The sequence below is a fragment of the Edaphovirga cremea genome, assembly GCF_003332275.1.
Classification (GTDB): domain Bacteria; phylum Pseudomonadota; class Gammaproteobacteria; order Enterobacterales; family Enterobacteriaceae; genus Edaphovirga; species Edaphovirga cremea.
Window position 1 is genome coordinate 20,781 of the sequence record NZ_QOVA01000024.1, and the last position, 15,575, is coordinate 36,355.

The 15,575-nt window shown below is 49.6% G+C and carries 12 protein-coding genes and 1 pseudogene; all 13 read right to left on the reverse strand.

Features of this window, described 5'->3' with window-relative positions; translation table 11 throughout:
* Positions 1-90: 90 nt before the first annotated feature.
* The 13 genes and pseudogenes from DRI82_RS20345 to DRI82_RS20405 all read right to left on the reverse strand — a co-directional run bounded on the left by DRI82_RS20345 (position 91) and on the right by DRI82_RS20405 (position 15,520).
* Positions 91-1,287, reverse strand: coding sequence for a type VI immunity family protein (locus DRI82_RS20345; protein WP_114195737.1), 1,197 nt, complete (start codon positions 1,285-1,287; stop codon positions 91-93).
* A gap of 594 nt (positions 1,288-1,881) precedes the next feature.
* Positions 1,882-2,556: pseudogene (locus DRI82_RS24805) on the reverse strand (VRR-NUC domain-containing protein); the annotation flags it as partial.
* Positions 2,556-5,084, reverse strand: a complete 2,529-nt coding sequence (locus tag DRI82_RS20355) for a type VI secretion system Vgr family protein (RefSeq protein ID WP_114195739.1) — start codon at positions 5,082-5,084, stop codon at positions 2,556-2,558. The pseudogene DRI82_RS24805 and the gene DRI82_RS20355, both read right to left, overlap by 1 nt.
* A 294-nt stretch (positions 5,085-5,378) precedes the next feature.
* Complete coding sequence (locus DRI82_RS20360; RefSeq protein WP_114195740.1) at positions 5,379-5,948, reverse strand: response regulator transcription factor; 570 nt, start codon at positions 5,946-5,948, stop codon at positions 5,379-5,381.
* A gap of 131 nt (positions 5,949-6,079) precedes the next feature.
* Positions 6,080-6,997 (reverse strand): fimbrial protein, encoded by a 918-nt coding sequence (locus DRI82_RS20365; RefSeq protein WP_114195741.1) that lies wholly within the window; start codon positions 6,995-6,997, stop codon positions 6,080-6,082.
* 58 nt (positions 6,998-7,055) lie between these two features.
* Positions 7,056-7,559 carry a type 1 fimbrial minor subunit FimG gene (gene fimG / locus DRI82_RS20370; RefSeq protein WP_114195742.1) on the reverse strand — a complete coding sequence of 168 codons (504 nt, stop codon included), beginning with the start codon at positions 7,557-7,559 and terminating at the stop codon, positions 7,056-7,058.
* A 15-nt stretch (positions 7,560-7,574) separates the two neighbouring features.
* Complete coding sequence (gene fimF, locus DRI82_RS20375) at positions 7,575-8,102, reverse strand: type 1 fimbrial adaptor subunit FimF (protein WP_114195743.1); 528 nt, start codon at positions 8,100-8,102, stop codon at positions 7,575-7,577.
* Between the two features lie 22 nt (positions 8,103-8,124).
* Complete coding sequence (locus tag DRI82_RS20380; RefSeq protein ID WP_245956891.1) at positions 8,125-10,725, reverse strand: fimbrial biogenesis usher protein; 2,601 nt, start codon at positions 10,723-10,725, stop codon at positions 8,125-8,127.
* Positions 10,726-10,846: 121 nt separating this feature from the next.
* Positions 10,847-11,533: a fimbria/pilus periplasmic chaperone gene (locus DRI82_RS20385; RefSeq protein ID WP_245956892.1), complete on the reverse strand. Its 687-nt coding sequence runs from the start codon at positions 11,531-11,533 to the stop codon at positions 10,847-10,849.
* 123 nt (positions 11,534-11,656) lie between these two features.
* Positions 11,657-12,199, reverse strand: a complete 543-nt coding sequence (locus tag DRI82_RS20390; RefSeq protein ID WP_114195746.1) for a fimbrial protein — start codon at positions 12,197-12,199, stop codon at positions 11,657-11,659.
* Between the two features lie 76 nt (positions 12,200-12,275).
* Positions 12,276-12,821 (reverse strand): type 1 fimbrial major subunit FimA, encoded by a 546-nt coding sequence (fimA, locus tag DRI82_RS20395; RefSeq protein WP_114195747.1) that lies wholly within the window; start codon positions 12,819-12,821, stop codon positions 12,276-12,278.
* 480 nt (positions 12,822-13,301) lie between these two features.
* Complete coding sequence (locus DRI82_RS20400; protein WP_114195748.1) at positions 13,302-13,898, reverse strand: tyrosine-type DNA invertase; 597 nt, start codon at positions 13,896-13,898, stop codon at positions 13,302-13,304.
* Between the two features lie 653 nt (positions 13,899-14,551).
* The gene (locus DRI82_RS20405; protein WP_170138740.1) at positions 14,552-15,520 is read right to left on the reverse strand and encodes a LysR family transcriptional regulator; all 969 of its coding nucleotides are present in this window, start codon (positions 15,518-15,520) and stop codon (positions 14,552-14,554) included.
* Positions 15,521-15,575: the final 55 nt, after the last annotated feature.

Here is a 15,575-nt window from a genome sequence, read left to right on the forward strand (position 1 = left end):
TCCCTAGCGACTGTGCACCCCAACTCATATTCAAGCAGTCTAATATTGCGATCATTGCTTTGTTTCAGTTGCGATCAATGTACAAAGCATTTATTCCGGCATGACAAACACACTACCCTTATCATCCCGCTTTAATAGCGACCAGCAAGCGAGGTGTTTTTTGCCGTATTTATCCTCAAAGGCAGGCATCTTCTGCCCTTCGCGGGTCTGGATATATTCAGTAATACCGTTAACAATGGCTGCCCATTGCCCGGCATAAGGCGCCGTTTCATCGGTCCAGCGAGTGATACGAACAGGATCTTTGGCTGCAGGAACAGTGGCAAGAGACGGGAGTTCTACGTCAAAACGAGATAACCATTTAGCCGTTGAATTATCATCATAGCGAATTTCACCCGCAATGGAGCCATAACCTAGACTACCGATTTCTGATGCCCTGATGGGTTTCAGAACTTTATTCACTTTGACATAGAGTTCAGGGTAGGGAGTATCATTCACCCAACCCAACTCAGGCCATTCGCCAGCCTGAATAATTACGCCGCCATCATAAGGAGTGATCTTAATTTCCGGATCACTGAGTGCACCACACAGATACGACATTCCACCCAGTTTTTTCAGCCACTCATTATTGAAAAATGTCTGCCAGTTTACTGAGTGAATACCGGTTCGGGAATACTTATCTGTCTTAGAATTAATAATATCCAGCCCAAGAAATTCTTGCCCAATCTCATACTCAAGATGCTGATATCTCTCTCTTTCATAACACTGTTGTAAACCTAAGCCCATAACACCATGCATAGGTTTAAGTATATTGAGAAATTGAAATAATAAATTTTCCAAATGTTCTCTATTTTTCAACTCTGATACTGGAAGATAAAAACCAAAATAACTTACTGGCTTATGGATTTTATCAACCCAGCCCGCAGGAGAATTAACTTCTACGTGATAATTACTCGCGTAACGATACCCTCTTTCAGATGACCAAATAAAGTCAAGATCATCACCAAAGCTGTTGGCAATAGTGTCTTTAAATTCTCTGACTGAAATACTACTGTAATCCTGCTCTTTATTTGGATCGTTAATACACCCCCATTTCAGCTTTTCTCCATATTCATTGTGGTAAAGCTGATAGGCTTCGGCAATTCGGACCCGGTTTTCCTGGGTATAACCTTTATCCAGATAAAAACACGCCACCAACCCTACCTGCAACGCGTTATGATGCTCAGCATCCTCTTCTGCGCCGTAGGTAAACTCGTATGCGGCCTGCTTAAATTTGTCAAAAAAGTCCATTATTCTGTCTCCCTAGTTCGGCCAATATACAAAATCCTGACGCTGCTTCAGGATGGATGAGGAAGAAGGCTGAGGTTCAGCAGCGGTTGCCATACTAACGCCACCGGCAGGCACAAGAAACGTGGTGACGGCTCTGACATACTGCACGGTGGTGCCAGCAATCATTCCCGTCAGGCTTTCACCTGCCGCCACTGCCGTTACACTCGCGCCAGTGACTACCGGGACAACCACCACCGGCCCAATCAGCAAAGAACCCAGAAAACCGGCGGCCCGCTTATGGTCTATCGCTTCCTGAGCAACCTCGGCCGCATCCCGTTGCGGTTTCAACGTATGCACCGTCATACCAGTTGGAGGCACCCAGTAGTCCCCCGCCAGGTTGTCAAAATGCTGCCTTACCTCGCGGAACTCCTGCTCCATTTCCCCCTCCAGCAGATGATAAGCGGGCACATCAGGCCGGATGCAGATTTTCTCCGTTTCTCCCAGCGCGTCTGCTATCGGTTTATAGACTGGTTCCTGAACCGAATCGCGTATCCACTCCCGTTGGCGTTTATCGTCCACTTGGCAGACATCAGTTTCCAGTAAGCGAAATTTTCCAAGTTTACCTGCTATAAATTCATAAGCTCTTTGTTGTTGCCAGGATAATTTATCCCCCGGAAACTTAATCTCAATCACCGTATGAATATTGCTCTGGCTGAACGCTGCTTTGCCCACCAGGCTGACATCACTGATACGAATAACATCGGGAATACGAAAACTGCCCCTGCGTTTGAGCACCACATTCAGCGCATCATCCAGCACCACATTTTCCGGTCCCGGTTTTGGCAGTGTTTCCAGTTCATCCCGCGTCAGTAGCTCGATAACGCGCTCCACTTTGCCTTCGGCCATTTCTCTCAGGCGGCTTTCATGCCCTTGTTTTATCAGGCGATATTGTGACAGAGGGAAACTGCTTGGCCAATTCGGGCGCAGTTTACTCATAAGTGGGGACGGTATTGCCTGTGTCATGTCATAACCGACTTCACCAATGTACGGAAAATGGAAACTGAAATTTTTGTCATCCTGACGGATCATCCTCGTCACTTTACGCTGATACATTAATTGCCCGTCAGAGCGTTTGGACGGATATTTCAGCGCATAATTGACCTTCTCGCACAGATACCATAAATCCAGCGGATTGGTGACCGTTGCAACGGTCCCGGTGGGATCTTTAACGGTAGGGACTTTTTTCTTTGGTGTACCCGGCAGACTGGCGGTTTTCTTCCCTGTAACCATTAGTTTTCCTCTTTGTCAGTGTCTGAAAAATCCAGTGGCAGGGAAGCGGTATTATCCCAGTAACTGGCGCTGAACAACTCACGGTGGAATTGTTCAGGATGGGGTATTAGCTCAATTTCTTCGCTCTGGCGGCTCCAGCCCCGCTGGGTTTGCCCTTTGTTGCTGGTTTTGCCAGAGATCGTTGAGCCACTGACCGACAATGTGTAGGGAAACGCTTTCAGGGGTTCACCTGTTTGCTGATCCCGGATAATAAAGAATTCGCTGTAGCCGTCCGCCAGCGGCACAACCGGCATTTTTATTTCCTCGTTGTTTGCCGCCGCCTTCATCGTCCGTTTCACCCGCCGCAGATATGTGCCGATGGTTCCGTACTCCACTTTCCCCTGATCCAGCTTCAGGTAGCTACCGCCGCCAATCAGCACAATGCGTTTCTTGCCGGTAAACGAGATATCGCCTTCCGATGCAATGGTCAGCTTCTTCTCTGCAAACAGTCGCAGATTGCCGTCCTGCGCCTGCATCTCTACCGGACCTTCGCCAGATTTCAGGCTCAGTTGCCCCGTTTGGGCAAACAGGCCGATTTTGTCACCTGCCAGTGCGGTCATATTGCCCATCACGCCCACGCTGATATCGCCCCCGGCGTTAATGGCGACATTTTCAGCCGCGGCCAGTTGCATATGTTCACCGGAGGTAAACGCCATACCCTCCGGAGCCGAGAAGTGCAGGGTTTCGTTCAGCGGCTTGAGGCGTTCATTAAACATTCGAATCTGGGCGTCAACGTCGGCTGTCAGCGCCTGAACCTGCTCGGCAGCGATTTCCAGTTGCTGTATCTGTTGCAGGCAGATATCGATTTCCCGCAGTGCCGTGTCCATATCCAGCACTTCTCCGGCGGCTTTCTGCTGCCCGTCTGCACTGATAAACAGCCCTTTGGCCACCCGTATCACGCCGCGTTCATCGGTCCTGAGTTCAAAGCCGCTGCCCCGGGGTTTGTCCTGCGCATCGACCATATGTCCCTGCCCAAGCTGGCTTTTTCCGAACTCCGTTGACAGGTGGATATGCTCTTCGCCCCGCTTATCCTCCATACGCAGTTCATTGCGGGCGGCAGTACGGAGAATGTTCTGGCTACGGTTGTCGCGGTTAACGATGTCACGGTGTTCTGAGTCGTGGAAAGCGTTAGCGATATACGGACGGTCCGGATCGCCGTTATGAAAGGCGATACCCACTTCGGTGCCGTCGAGAAGCGGCATGTGCCAGCCGTGTTCATCGCCGGTGACCGGCTTCATCAGGCGCAACCACGGGTAAGCGTAACCGGGCTCACAGTCGTCGAGATTAAAATCCATCCGCACCCGGTAGCGACCGTATTCATCCAGATGGGCGTACTGGTCATGCGGGTTGCGGCTTTCCACCCGTCCTGGCAGGGTGCAAGGGATCTCAGGACGGGCGATTTCAGCCGGGCGGAAACAATATTCTTCACGGTACGGCATCCCCCATACAGAGACATGCAGGCGGGAATCGCGGGAGCCAAGGAAGGACGTGAAGGTAATAATCACGCCATCGCTCAGGTCCCGCAAATTAACGCCTCTGGGGTCGATCACCATCCCCGGACTTAACCAGTAAGCGTTGCTGAACAGATGCACGTGGGCAGATTTATTCAGCTCACGTTCATTGTGAATGCGGGCGTAAAAGGCACCGCTTTCGGTTTCTGGCTCCGGGTCGGTGTCGTCTCCGGCCTCGCGGTACGGTTCAGCGTAACGGTAATGCTCGCCCGTAGTAACGGCAGGCGAACGCACGGAAACGGCGGTATCCATGGGTTCAGAGGCGGAACGAGGATGGTAATCACGGGTGCTGACTTTACCCGTCACGACGTTATGCCAGGTGCGGACACCCCAGCAGCACAGCTCTGCACCGTCATACAGGCCAGACGGTTCGTGATACGGCAGGACACCATTAAAGATATAGTGAAGCTGGCTGTCGCCAAAGATCGTCAAATCCAGCCCGGTAACATCGTTCATCCCCTGCCGGAACCAGATACCCGTTTCCGAAAGGATTCGCTGGATGAATTCAAGGTCGGTTTCACGCCACTGGGTAATGAGTTCCCGGACGGGATACTGGCGCGAAAGCCGAAACTCAAAGTCGGGACCTTCCATATCGTGAGCACGCAGCACCTGCTCCACCACTTCCGGTACAGAGAGGTTCTGGTAGATGGTACAGCGACGGGAGCGGGACAAGAGAGCAAGGCGGGATTCAAGGGTAACGCTGTAATGGGACTCATCGGTATTGGTGGAGAGCCATTCCAGGCGGGTAATAACACCATGCACCACCTTGCTGTCCCGCATAGTGAAGCTGGCGTACTTCATCAGTACCTGTTCCGGAGGGATCCGCTGTGGCGTGGTGAATTCAATTCGCCAGCTAAAGGGTTTACTGAGCGTTTCAGTGCCACGAAAGCGGAGTACATCTGGCCTGACCGCGCTGTCATTTATATCCAGGGTATATCGGGTCAGGTAAGAACTGCCCCTATTCACTGTACTGTCCATAGTCCTGCCATCTGATTAATCTGTCACGCACCGGGGTAAATCACCTTATGATTTAAGGGGTTAATTGTGCGTTGCTGTTTTTTTGATGGCAATAAATTTTTGTTAAGCATAAATTAGCAAAAGTATGAATTTGTAATATTTATGTATTATTCGTGATCTCCGGCAGACAGGTTGGTTGACAATCCCCTTTGGGTAAACGGATCACGAGTGGCTTACAACGGGTTGAACGAGAATGATCCCAGTCGTTCCTGTTTCATGGACATTCAAACCCCGTCACCTTTTATTATGTTATCGCTAATATATAAATTCTTTGATATTTTGGTGGATCAATACTCTTGAAATTAATATTGCCTGGTTGATGTTTTTTAGCCCCAACTTATGCAGCGCACTCCTTTTGTGTGCGCTAATGGTCTTTGGTGAAATATCAAGTTTTTTGGCGACTGACGTCCCTGGCTTACCCCGTAATAATTCTTTCAACACGGTTTTCTCGCGCGTTGTTAATACATTTTTTATTTGCATTTCGCTAGCGTGCATAATTGTTATGAATAGCGTATTAAAATTCTCTACGCTGCTATTTTTTGGAATATAATGACAGCCGCAATAATGGCTAAGCGCTTCATCACTGGCGCATTCCCCAATGATAATAACTTTACTATTGGTTTCTGTAATTAAGGAGAGTAAAGCAATAGTTTCGCTTTCAGAGTCGACACAAATTAATAAAACACGATTGGGATCCAGATAAGCTTTATTGTGCGATCTGAGATCAATCGCACGGCTATTTATTGCTATCCCAAGTTTTTCTTTCATTAACCATCGTAAACCGGCCAACATATACAGATCGTTGGAAATTATATGTACATTCATTATGTCTCCTTCCCTTTAAACGAGGCAGACAATTCCTATGTCTGCCGTATATCAGAAATGTTTTTTCATGTAGAGATAACCAAACAAAGTGAGGCTTTCAGCCTGAAGCATGTCAGCGTTCAGGCACATATTCATGGATATAAAAAGGTCACGCCAACAACTGACGTTACATTACCGGCCACGACTTGACCGGTAGTTCGTGCATAGGAGGCGGTCAAACCTAAACTTACTGGCGAAGTCCCGACTCTACCCAGTGCCACATTTTTGTTGGTTGCAATAACACCGCTACTGTTGGAAAGCTGAACCCCAATTCCCCCAGCAGAGGAAGAAGATGCGGTATTGGTGAAAATGGTGGATGCCGCATCTGCCGTTGGCCCGGTCAGGTAATAGGCAAGATTCTGGTTCTGGGTGCAATGCACCGTCAGCGGCACCGGCACGGTTCCCGGATAATCCGGAAGGTTCACGGTGATATCCCGGGAAGAGACGTCACAACCACCGGTAGGGACTACAACATCATTATTGGCGTACAAATTCCAAGTGAAAGTCGCATCAGCAATATTACCCCCTCCGTTCACATTCGACCCCACCTGACGCATAACCAGGGAAGCAAAAAGCGTACCGCTGTTGATTACCACCCCTCCGGCAGCAGAAGTCGGCGTTAAATAAAGTTGCGTATCCCATCCAGTATATGACCCGGATGTAAAGTTTCGGCTACCCGTGGCCGAATTGAGCGGGAATGGATAACCCGAACCATAATAGTTAACCGAACCAGTAAAACTACTCAGAATCCCAGCATACGCTGAACCGCTTTGCATACTTACCAGGTCGTTTCTGACGCCAGGTGCATCATTTTTACAGAAAATGGAGGTGGATAAATCCACCATTAGATTCTGACCAATCGCAACAGAAGGTGACAGATTAACGCGCACATTTGCCGTCCCCGTTCCTGCTTCACTGTGTAATGTAATGCCGGTAGAGTCATAACAGGTAAAGGCAGACGAGCTCGCAGAATACCCCACCAACAAGGCGAAAAGTACTGATGGCCTCATTACTACTCGCAGCGAACTACTTCTTTTCAGGTTGCTATATCTCATTATTTCTCCTTGCTCAGGCATAGGTATAAGTAACGTTAATCACTGCCTGAATGCTCCCTTGCGTCACATTGCCGTTCACCGTCAGCGCCCGGACTTGTAACGGAAAACTCGCTGAAAGTGTTGCATCGCTTATCGGAACCATCTTCACTGCACCCGTATTCAGCGTGTTTCCACTGAGGTCCTGCAATTGCAATTGAATATTCCCGGCGGTTCCCTGGTTTTTGTAATACCCGGTACTATCAGCAGTACCGCTGAATGTTGCCGTTACTTTAGAGGTTCCCACAGGACAACCTGTCAGGTTCAGTGTCACATCGTGCCACGCTGACGATGCACCTGCTGACACAAGGTTGACAGTATATAAATCCCCCAGATCGACCATCGTTGACGCAGTAGATACCGTACAGGGTTTTGCGACCACCCTGCCGTTAACCGTAATGGTCACATCAGCCGCATTCACGGTCAGTACCGAAGTTATCAGTAGCAACCCAGCAATCAGGCCGGCATTTATTGTGTTCATATCCCTTCTCTCCGGTTACTGAAATTCCAGGGTAAAGTTTGCTGTCGCCCTGACGAGCCCGGCAGTAACTGGTGATCGGGTCGCCATCAGACGCGCATAGAAATACAGCGTGTTGGACTGCCCCCCGGTCAGGGTCAACCAATCCAACGCACTGGCCCCCTCGTTCAGAGTAATGGCATTCCTGTTGTTATCCAGGATCTGTATTCCCATTCCTCCTGCCGCACCGCCGCCACCGTCAACTTTCAACAGGGTGGTATTGTCACTATCTGCCACCCCCGTAAAGCCCACTTTCACGGCTATTGCCATACCGCCACATCGATCGAACACGATATTGAACGGCACCATCGGCGTAGTCGCCCCCACCATGTACAACTGCTTTGCCGAATTAGCCATCAGATCCACGACAAAATCCTGTGAACCCGATGACACAGAACAGGCATTGTCTTTAACGTTTCCGGTAATGGTGATCGTACTGTCTGCCGCCAGCGTTATCCTGACGGTGAAAAGTGACAGCAGACACAGGATATAAAGTTGTTTTCTCATTGCTCGTCTCTCCTGCCTTGCATCACCGGCATATTGCCGTCATATAGCTGAGTGCCTGCTGTTGGCTTTCCGGCGGCAGTTGGTAACTCGCCACGCACTGCTCGGCAGCACCTTCGCCCCACTTGGCTTTCACGTCGCCACTGAGCGGCAGCCCCGTCAGATATACCTGCCCTCCGTCGGCAACAATGCTTCCGGAACGACCGTTATCGGAAGACACCACCGACCCGAATGGCAGCGGTTTCCCTTTGTAGGTCAGGGTCATCAATACCTTAAGCCCGATTTGCGTTTTAAAATCAGCCAGTACTACCGCACCGTGAGTAGGTACAACCCTTACCACTGCCTCATCCAGATCGACATTGTCTGCCAGCGTGTTGGTGTTCAGTGCAATACGGTTTTCCCGGTAATTCATGGCAAAAGGCAGTACGGCATATCCCCGCCAGTCGGTACGTATCCCGGTCTGGTTCTCCACCGACACGTTGCCAGCGCCAGGCGCTCTGATCAGTACCATCGTGTCGTTCAGCGGTTGACTTAGGGTGATACCATTCTCATGAGCCAGCAGGCCGCCACTCAGTCCGTAATACTGCTGGCTATAACCATTGCTGCGGCTGTACCCTACGTTGGCATTGCCAGAGGCTCCCCGATAAGTCAGCGCCGCATTCCCTGTACCGCCTGACGTTCCCGTCCCGCCATCGGCGTAACCGGTCTGTACGCTGTAACTCAGGTTGTTGTCATCTAGCAACGTGCCATAAACCCCTGCCTGATTGGTCATCCTTCCGTCCAGGTCATTAGTCATGCTGTAGCTCACGTTCGAACGTCTGAAAGCTGACTGGCTGTCGGAGCGCAGCCAATGGCTGAACGGTATATTGATGTTGAAAGCCAGCATATTGTCGCGACCTGGCTGCCAGGCATTTTTCGTCAGGTTGTAGCTGATGGTGTAAGTGATATCGTCCAATGCACCGCTATAACCGGCCTGCAGTTGTTCATCCGCCTTACCGGTTCCCCAATAAGTCTGATGACTCCCCGTCAAATACAAGGTCGAATTTCTCCCGACCTGTTGAGTCGCCGACAACTGCAGCCGCCCACGTTTGTTGTAGGCCAGGTTGTAGTAATCGGTGAGTTTCGGGGTTACCTGAATAACACCTTCATCGGTTGCTATGCTGTAGCCGCTCATCTGGCCCCAGGTGGTGTCAGCCAGGTTAAAATAGCCACTGGTGGAATAACGGTAACCCACCAGGTGGAAATTGGTTCCCCACTCATTTAATGACTTGTTATAAAGGAAACGAAGAGACTGCCCCTGATGCGTGCTGTCATCCGGCAATGTGGCCCGAGCCAGTGTTGTGTCTATCGACACGGCCCCGAAACGCCCCAGATTTTTACCCAGCCCGGCATTGAAAGCCCGATAACGCCCGGCAAGCTGGGTCCCTCCGGACACCGTCCAACCATCAGGAAGCCCCCACTGGAGAGTGCCCTGGCCAAAGGTTGGCTTCTCTTGTTGATCGTTGCCGCTGCGGAACTGCCCCACCGTCACGGCATATCTCCCGTGCCCTTCACGTAGCAGCCCCGGTACCGATGAATAAGGCACAGTAAATACCTGAGTCGAACCATCTGCCTCCAGAATGGTTACCTGCAGGTCACCACTGTTTCCCGCCGCGAAAAGGTCATTAATGGTGAAGGGCCCTGGAGGCACGGTGGTTTGGTAAACCTCGAACCCATTCTGCTTAATGGATACCCTGGCCGTGCTGCGGGCAATACCATGGATAACGGGAGCAAATCCCCGCTTGCTGTCTGGCAACATGTTGTCATCTGAAGCCATCTGCACACCGCGGAAATTTATCCCATCAAAGATATCGCCTGGCGAAAAGCCGTCCCCCATTGTCAGACGACTGCCAAGAGGCACAATGTCCCGCTGCAAATAGCTATTGATATGCTGCCATCTGTTTTTATCTGATGCCGTTCCGCCGCCGCGGCTGTAACTCCAGGTGGTGTTATCCCGCAGCCGCCACGCTCCCAGATTCACGCCGCTTTGCAGATTAAGGAAGGCGTAATTGTTCGTCCCTCCGGCATTGTTGCGGACATTATTCCCGGTGAAACTGTAGTTGAGTAAACCGGCGGTAACACCGTTTTCCCATTGGTCGGGAGGGATATAGCCACGGGCAGTATTCCCCATAAAAGCCTGGGGAACACTGAGAGACAGGCGCTGCCGCCCAACATCAAAATGGCTGGACGCCTCTTTGATCATGGAGGTCAAGGGTACACAGGCATCTGTCGCCAACGCGGTCATTTCCGGGCTCGCCTGGGTATTAACTCCCATTGAAGATAACTGACCACGAGTCAGACAAGGCACCAGGGCCTTGTTATCAGCATCAGTTCGGAAAGTGACATCCCGGGTGGTCATAAACCCGTCATTCATATAAATGTCGACACGATAGATACCTGGAGGTGCCTCCAGCCCCCTTTCAAATCCTGACAAATCGGCCACTTTCGCCGGATCGTCCGCAAGGAAACGGGGATTAAAGTAGTTTTCCGCTCGCGCTGACATACCGCCATACAATGCCAACAACATGATGGCTAAAGGCGTCAAAGTCAGCTTATAGATGGGTGCATCCTTGTCGTTATCTTTCATAACTCTGCGACTGTCCGTGCAGTTTTTCAGGTATAGCATGATCCCTCCGGTTCGATACAGGTCGCCCGGCTGCCTGATTTATCTGGTTATATTTTTATGAAATGGATGGCGGCTCCATGCCTTACTGCATCACGCCCTTCATCGCTGGCGTCAGTGCACCGTAATCGTTGATAGTCCGGTAGGTAATGGCGCTTCCTGCATCTGCTGGCAACGTAACGGTAGCCGAGTCCATCGGTAGCACCATGGTGCCTGGCAAAATCCGGATCCCGGCATTCAACTCGGTCAGCGTCACGAAGTAGGGCGTTGGATTGACAATCGACAGTACATTCCCACTACGTTTAAAACGCAGTTGCTCCGGTGCCTTGTCTGGCGCGATGTTGAGCCCACGGGGCCGGTAAAAGAGTTTGATACGGCTGGTAATGGCCAGTTGCAGGGTATTATCCTGCTGCTGTGATTTGTCCAGTGACGGGATGGCTTTGACATTGATCCAGAACAGGCTCTCGCGGTCCTTTGGCAGACTGTGATTGGTGGCATCAATAATGCGCAGTGTGTTCTCTTTTTTGCCTTGCATCAAAAACAATGGCGGTGTGATAACAAACCGGCCATCTTTCTGACCGTCTGCATTTTCTACCCAGGACTGAATTAGAAAGGTGCCTTTATCATCGTTATTGCTTACTCCCAGAGTTACCTGTTTCTGATCTGAAGGATACACCACCCGCGTAGCCCCCAAGCCGACCCCTGCGGTTGCCGCGCCAATACTCCCAGCCACAGCCAAGGTCATCACTACGGCCATCACCTTTCCACACATCATTCTTCTTGTCACATACACCTCGTCCATCAGGATCTGACCTCCATACCACTGCGCGGCAAAGTTCCGTAAACCCCGCAGTTGTCTAACCCAGTTGTTACATTTTTTCGTCCAGCAGAAGACTCATTGATAAGTGAGCGCAAACCATGCCTGGGCATTGGCCACCCCGCCGGTCACTGACTGCTCGGTCGCACGATATTTCGCCACGAAATGCAGGATCAATGGCCCCTCTTGCAATGCTGTCCAGTACTGCGGAGCTGTATTGAGTGGAATAAACCGACCACTGGCGTCGAACAGCGCCACTGCTACACCGGTGGCGACACCCGGCCCTTCACCAACAGAAAGTACATCCGGATTTTTTCTATCAGCGATCCCCTGGAACATGACCCCGACGTTGCGGCTGACATTGGTACTACAGTTCTGCAGGTGCAGATCAAAGGGAACGGGATCTGCCTCATCACCGACCCAATGAAACCGGTTGCTGCTAATCTGCCCCATTGTCACCATAAGATGCCGATCCCTGGCTTCCACGGAGCAGGCTTCAGCAATCAGTTCCCCCTGAAAACGCATCAGCCCACCGGGAAGCTGGACTTTCCAGTGATTACCAGCGATGGCTGTCGACCCCAATAACAGGGGCAAAAGTATTCCCGCTCCCAATCTCCACATCGCGCTCTCCTTCATCCGGTAGCTGAAAACAGGCCTCCCTGGCCTGAAATAATCGTCCATGATGATCTAATTCGGCTTACTGGTACTGCACCTTGAAAGTGGCATCAGCATTGGCAATACCTGCCGTAGCGGCACCGGTGGCGATATAACGAGCCTGGAATGGAACAATGTTGGTACCATCAATCAGCGTAGTGGCTGCACTGAAAGTCGCGCCGTCCACTACCAGTGGGATACCGGTACGATCAAGGATCTGAACACCCACATTGGTTGCGCCACCAGCGGCAGAGCTTTGCAGGGCCAGCGCGGTGTCATGGAGACTACTAACGGCTGTGCCGGTGAAGGCAACAGCGGCCTGGGTGGCTACAGTAGTATCACAGTCATTCAGTTGAATTTTGAATCCGACAGCGGTACTGGTGTCACCGGCTGTAGCCAGCGTGGCGGTTTTGACCTGGCCCAATTCAACGGTCTGGTTAATGGAACCCGCATCTACCGCACAGGCAGCATTCACAATTTCCCCTGTAAACTTAATGGTGCCCCCGTTGACGGTAGTCGTCGCCGCATTCGCCACGCTAGCCAGAGAAAGGACTGTGATTACTCCAGCAGCCAGTCTTTTGATTTTCATACTGTTTTCCTTTTAGCACATAATGTTTCATAACCATGAAAAAGTGTGGAAGGTCGATTCCCCTGCCGGGCAACCGTACAGACTTTATTTTCCTTCACGGCCGGACCTCCCTATTCCGTTCAGTTGTCGCCATCAACATGAGACATTTGGGGCTATTTTGTTTCACCCTATAAAAAAACAGCAATCACGTACCTGCCAGGCTAATTGACTATTTTTTATAAGAAAATGAGAGAAATTAGAAATGAAATGCTTTGCAATAGCGCAGAGAATGTGTAGCTTAAATTTTTTCTTTCAGAAACAGAACGTTTGCGGAATAACCAGAAAAAGGGGAAGTGGGAATATCAAACAGGTAGGTTAAAAAAAAGCATTATCTTTCATCATGATGAAGAAAAATTCAGAATTATTCTCTCATCAGGTATTGCAAATTGTTACCGTTCGTTTAAAACTTAGAACAGTTTAGCCCCAATTGTTTCATCTTTTTTATGTGTTTTTCATACAAAAATCTCGTCGAATCAGGTTATTCCACTCCCATATCCCGGCAAATCGAGCCGCATTACTGGCGGTATAACGCACGGTGTGCCTAATGTTGCGGTGCCCCAGATAATCCTGAATCAGCCGGGTATCGGTGCCCCTTTCCGCCAGTTCATAGCCACAGGCATGACGTAGCATATGGGGGTGCGTATTGGTGGTTGTGCCTGCCATTTCACCGGCTTGCCGGATAATTCGCCAGGCCTGGCCGCGCGATAACTGGGTTCCTCGCTTGGAAATAAAGATAATGTCCGGATCCACGGCCGGCTTCCACTGTGCTCTGATCTGACTCCATTCCATAATCGCCTTGCATTCATCACTCATCAGAGGATGAATGGTAGAGAATCCATTCTTAAGCCGGCGTATATTTATCCGCCCTTCAACCATTTCAAGATCGTTGTAACGCAAGTTCAGCAACTCACTGATACGTAACCCATGGCGGAAGGCTAGCAGGATCAGGCAACTGTCCCGTACCCCGGTCTGTTTATTCCGGGCAGCACTCATCAGGTTGTGGACTTCCGTTAGAGTGAGAAATTTACGATGTGCCACAAAAAACTCCTATGCAATTATACCGGAAATTACTCGGTCAAGAATTAATAACACCTGTCGCTGACAGGTCGTTCAGAGCATATCCTATAACGATGAATGATTACCAAATAAAAAATAGATTTAAGTTTCATCCGACTAAAACATAAAAAGCATAAGACATTCAAATCGAACCAAACAGTTTATTTTTAATGATGAATTGAAATCAGATTGATCCCATGCGAAAAATGCATTATGCAACGCCCTCCAAGACAGACAAACCTCCATCATCCCAATCGGGTACCATCACTACTTTCCCCTATGAAAACATAAATATAGACAGGCACATAAGAATTAAAAATCGCTAACCCAGCTCGGTGTCTCATTGTTTATTCTGTTCTTTATAATTGCTCGCCCTATCACATCAAACTTATATTTAGACAGTTTCCCTATTTCCCGCAATACGCAAAGATACCGCGATTAAAACTGCCACTTTACGACCCACGAAATAAAGTCAATCCTGATCAGCATTCGATTAATGATTTAATACTTACCCATTATTGACGCTACGCGGGTATCGCAAATACGGCATTCGCTACAGTGAATTACAGGAAACGCTGACTGAATCCACTATTTACCGCTGGGTACAACCTCCCCCCCTCCTATTTCGCTATTTATCAATCATCAACTGCACTCTGCGCCAAGGGATTTGAATCTTCATACATCCAAGGCCAGCGTTCTGCCAGGTGTTGGTAGATGGTGGTATCCAGAATGTGCTTAACGTCAGAAACAAGGGGAGGGATAAAATTCTCCAACTCCCCCGCACGACATAATATGGCCATTTTCCGGCTCAGGCCCGGAGAGGGGACAGGGATACAATTGAGGTTCGACAGCAAGCTAAAATCATTGGCTAAAAACATCGGCGTTGTCAGCGTCCAACCGTGGCCTGAAGCAATCATCGATAAAATATGGTCTGCCCTGGCGAGCTCAAATTGAATGTGAGGTTTTAGACTACGCCATTTTAACCAGTTTTGCGTTTGGGCACCTGTCGGTGTCTTGTAAGCGTAGGCGATGTAATTATGGTGCTTACACAACTGCTCCAAGGTTTTTTCTGGCCATTCAATGGGAGTGACGACAAAATACTTCTCTGTTATCAACGGGTAAAGAGTAAACAAATCAGGGGTATCTTCGTTTATCATGGTAACGATGACATCCAGTTTACCTGATTGCAATGCAGCCAATAATTCTGGTGCAGTACCCGTAATCTGGCTGATCTTATCCACTTTTGGTTCTAGATATTTCAAGATTTGCAGCCCAGCAATCGCAACCACTGAATCCACCAACCCCAAACGCAGAAGCGGTAATTTACCGCTGTCGATAATATGCAGCCAATTCTGCATTTGTTTGCATTCAGCCATAATTTTCATACTGAACTTGTAACATTCATGGCCCGCCAGAGTGGGTTTTACTGGACGTGTCCGACGGTCAATCAATTGACAGCACAACGATTTTTCCAAGTGTGAAATGAGCTGAGATATCGCTGACTGAGTCTGATTCAACTGTCGGGCCGCGGCACTAAAAGATCCGGTATCAATGACGGTAATAAAAGCTCTAAGCTGATGTAAATCGAAGGTAATTTTTTCCATACTCATATCAACTATTAATATTTTTAATAGTAATCATTATATTATCAACTCACCA

What these genes read in the sequence shown, in the direction of transcription:
- DRI82_RS20360 (WP_114195740.1), bottom strand. Translation starts at nt 5,948, where the DNA reads ATGAATGTACATATAATTTCCAACGATCTGTATATGTTGGCCGGTTTA.
- DRI82_RS20345 (WP_114195737.1), bottom strand. Translation starts at nt 1,287, where the DNA reads ATGGACTTTTTTGACAAATTTAAGCAGGCCGCATACGAGTTTACCTAC.
- DRI82_RS20380 (WP_245956891.1), bottom strand. Translation starts at nt 10,725, where the DNA reads ATGAAAGATAACGACAAGGATGCACCCATCTATAAGCTGACTTTGACG.
- DRI82_RS20405 (WP_170138740.1), bottom strand. Translation starts at nt 15,520, where the DNA reads ATGGAAAAAATTACCTTCGATTTACATCAGCTTAGAGCTTTTATTACC.
- fimA (WP_114195747.1), bottom strand. Translation starts at nt 12,821, where the DNA reads ATGAAAATCAAAAGACTGGCTGCTGGAGTAATCACAGTCCTTTCTCTG.
- fimG (WP_114195742.1), bottom strand. Translation starts at nt 7,559, where the DNA reads ATGAACACAATAAATGCCGGCCTGATTGCTGGGTTGCTACTGATAACT.
- DRI82_RS20355 (WP_114195739.1), bottom strand. Translation starts at nt 5,084, where the DNA reads ATGGACAGTACAGTGAATAGGGGCAGTTCTTACCTGACCCGATATACC.
- DRI82_RS20365 (WP_114195741.1), bottom strand. Translation starts at nt 6,997, where the DNA reads ATGAGGCCATCAGTACTTTTCGCCTTGTTGGTGGGGTATTCTGCGAGC.
- DRI82_RS20390 (WP_114195746.1), bottom strand. Translation starts at nt 12,199, where the DNA reads ATGTGGAGATTGGGAGCGGGAATACTTTTGCCCCTGTTATTGGGGTCG.
- fimF (WP_114195743.1), bottom strand. Translation starts at nt 8,102, where the DNA reads ATGAGAAAACAACTTTATATCCTGTGTCTGCTGTCACTTTTCACCGTC.
- DRI82_RS20385 (WP_245956892.1), bottom strand. Translation starts at nt 11,533, where the DNA reads ATGTGTGGAAAGGTGATGGCCGTAGTGATGACCTTGGCTGTGGCTGGG.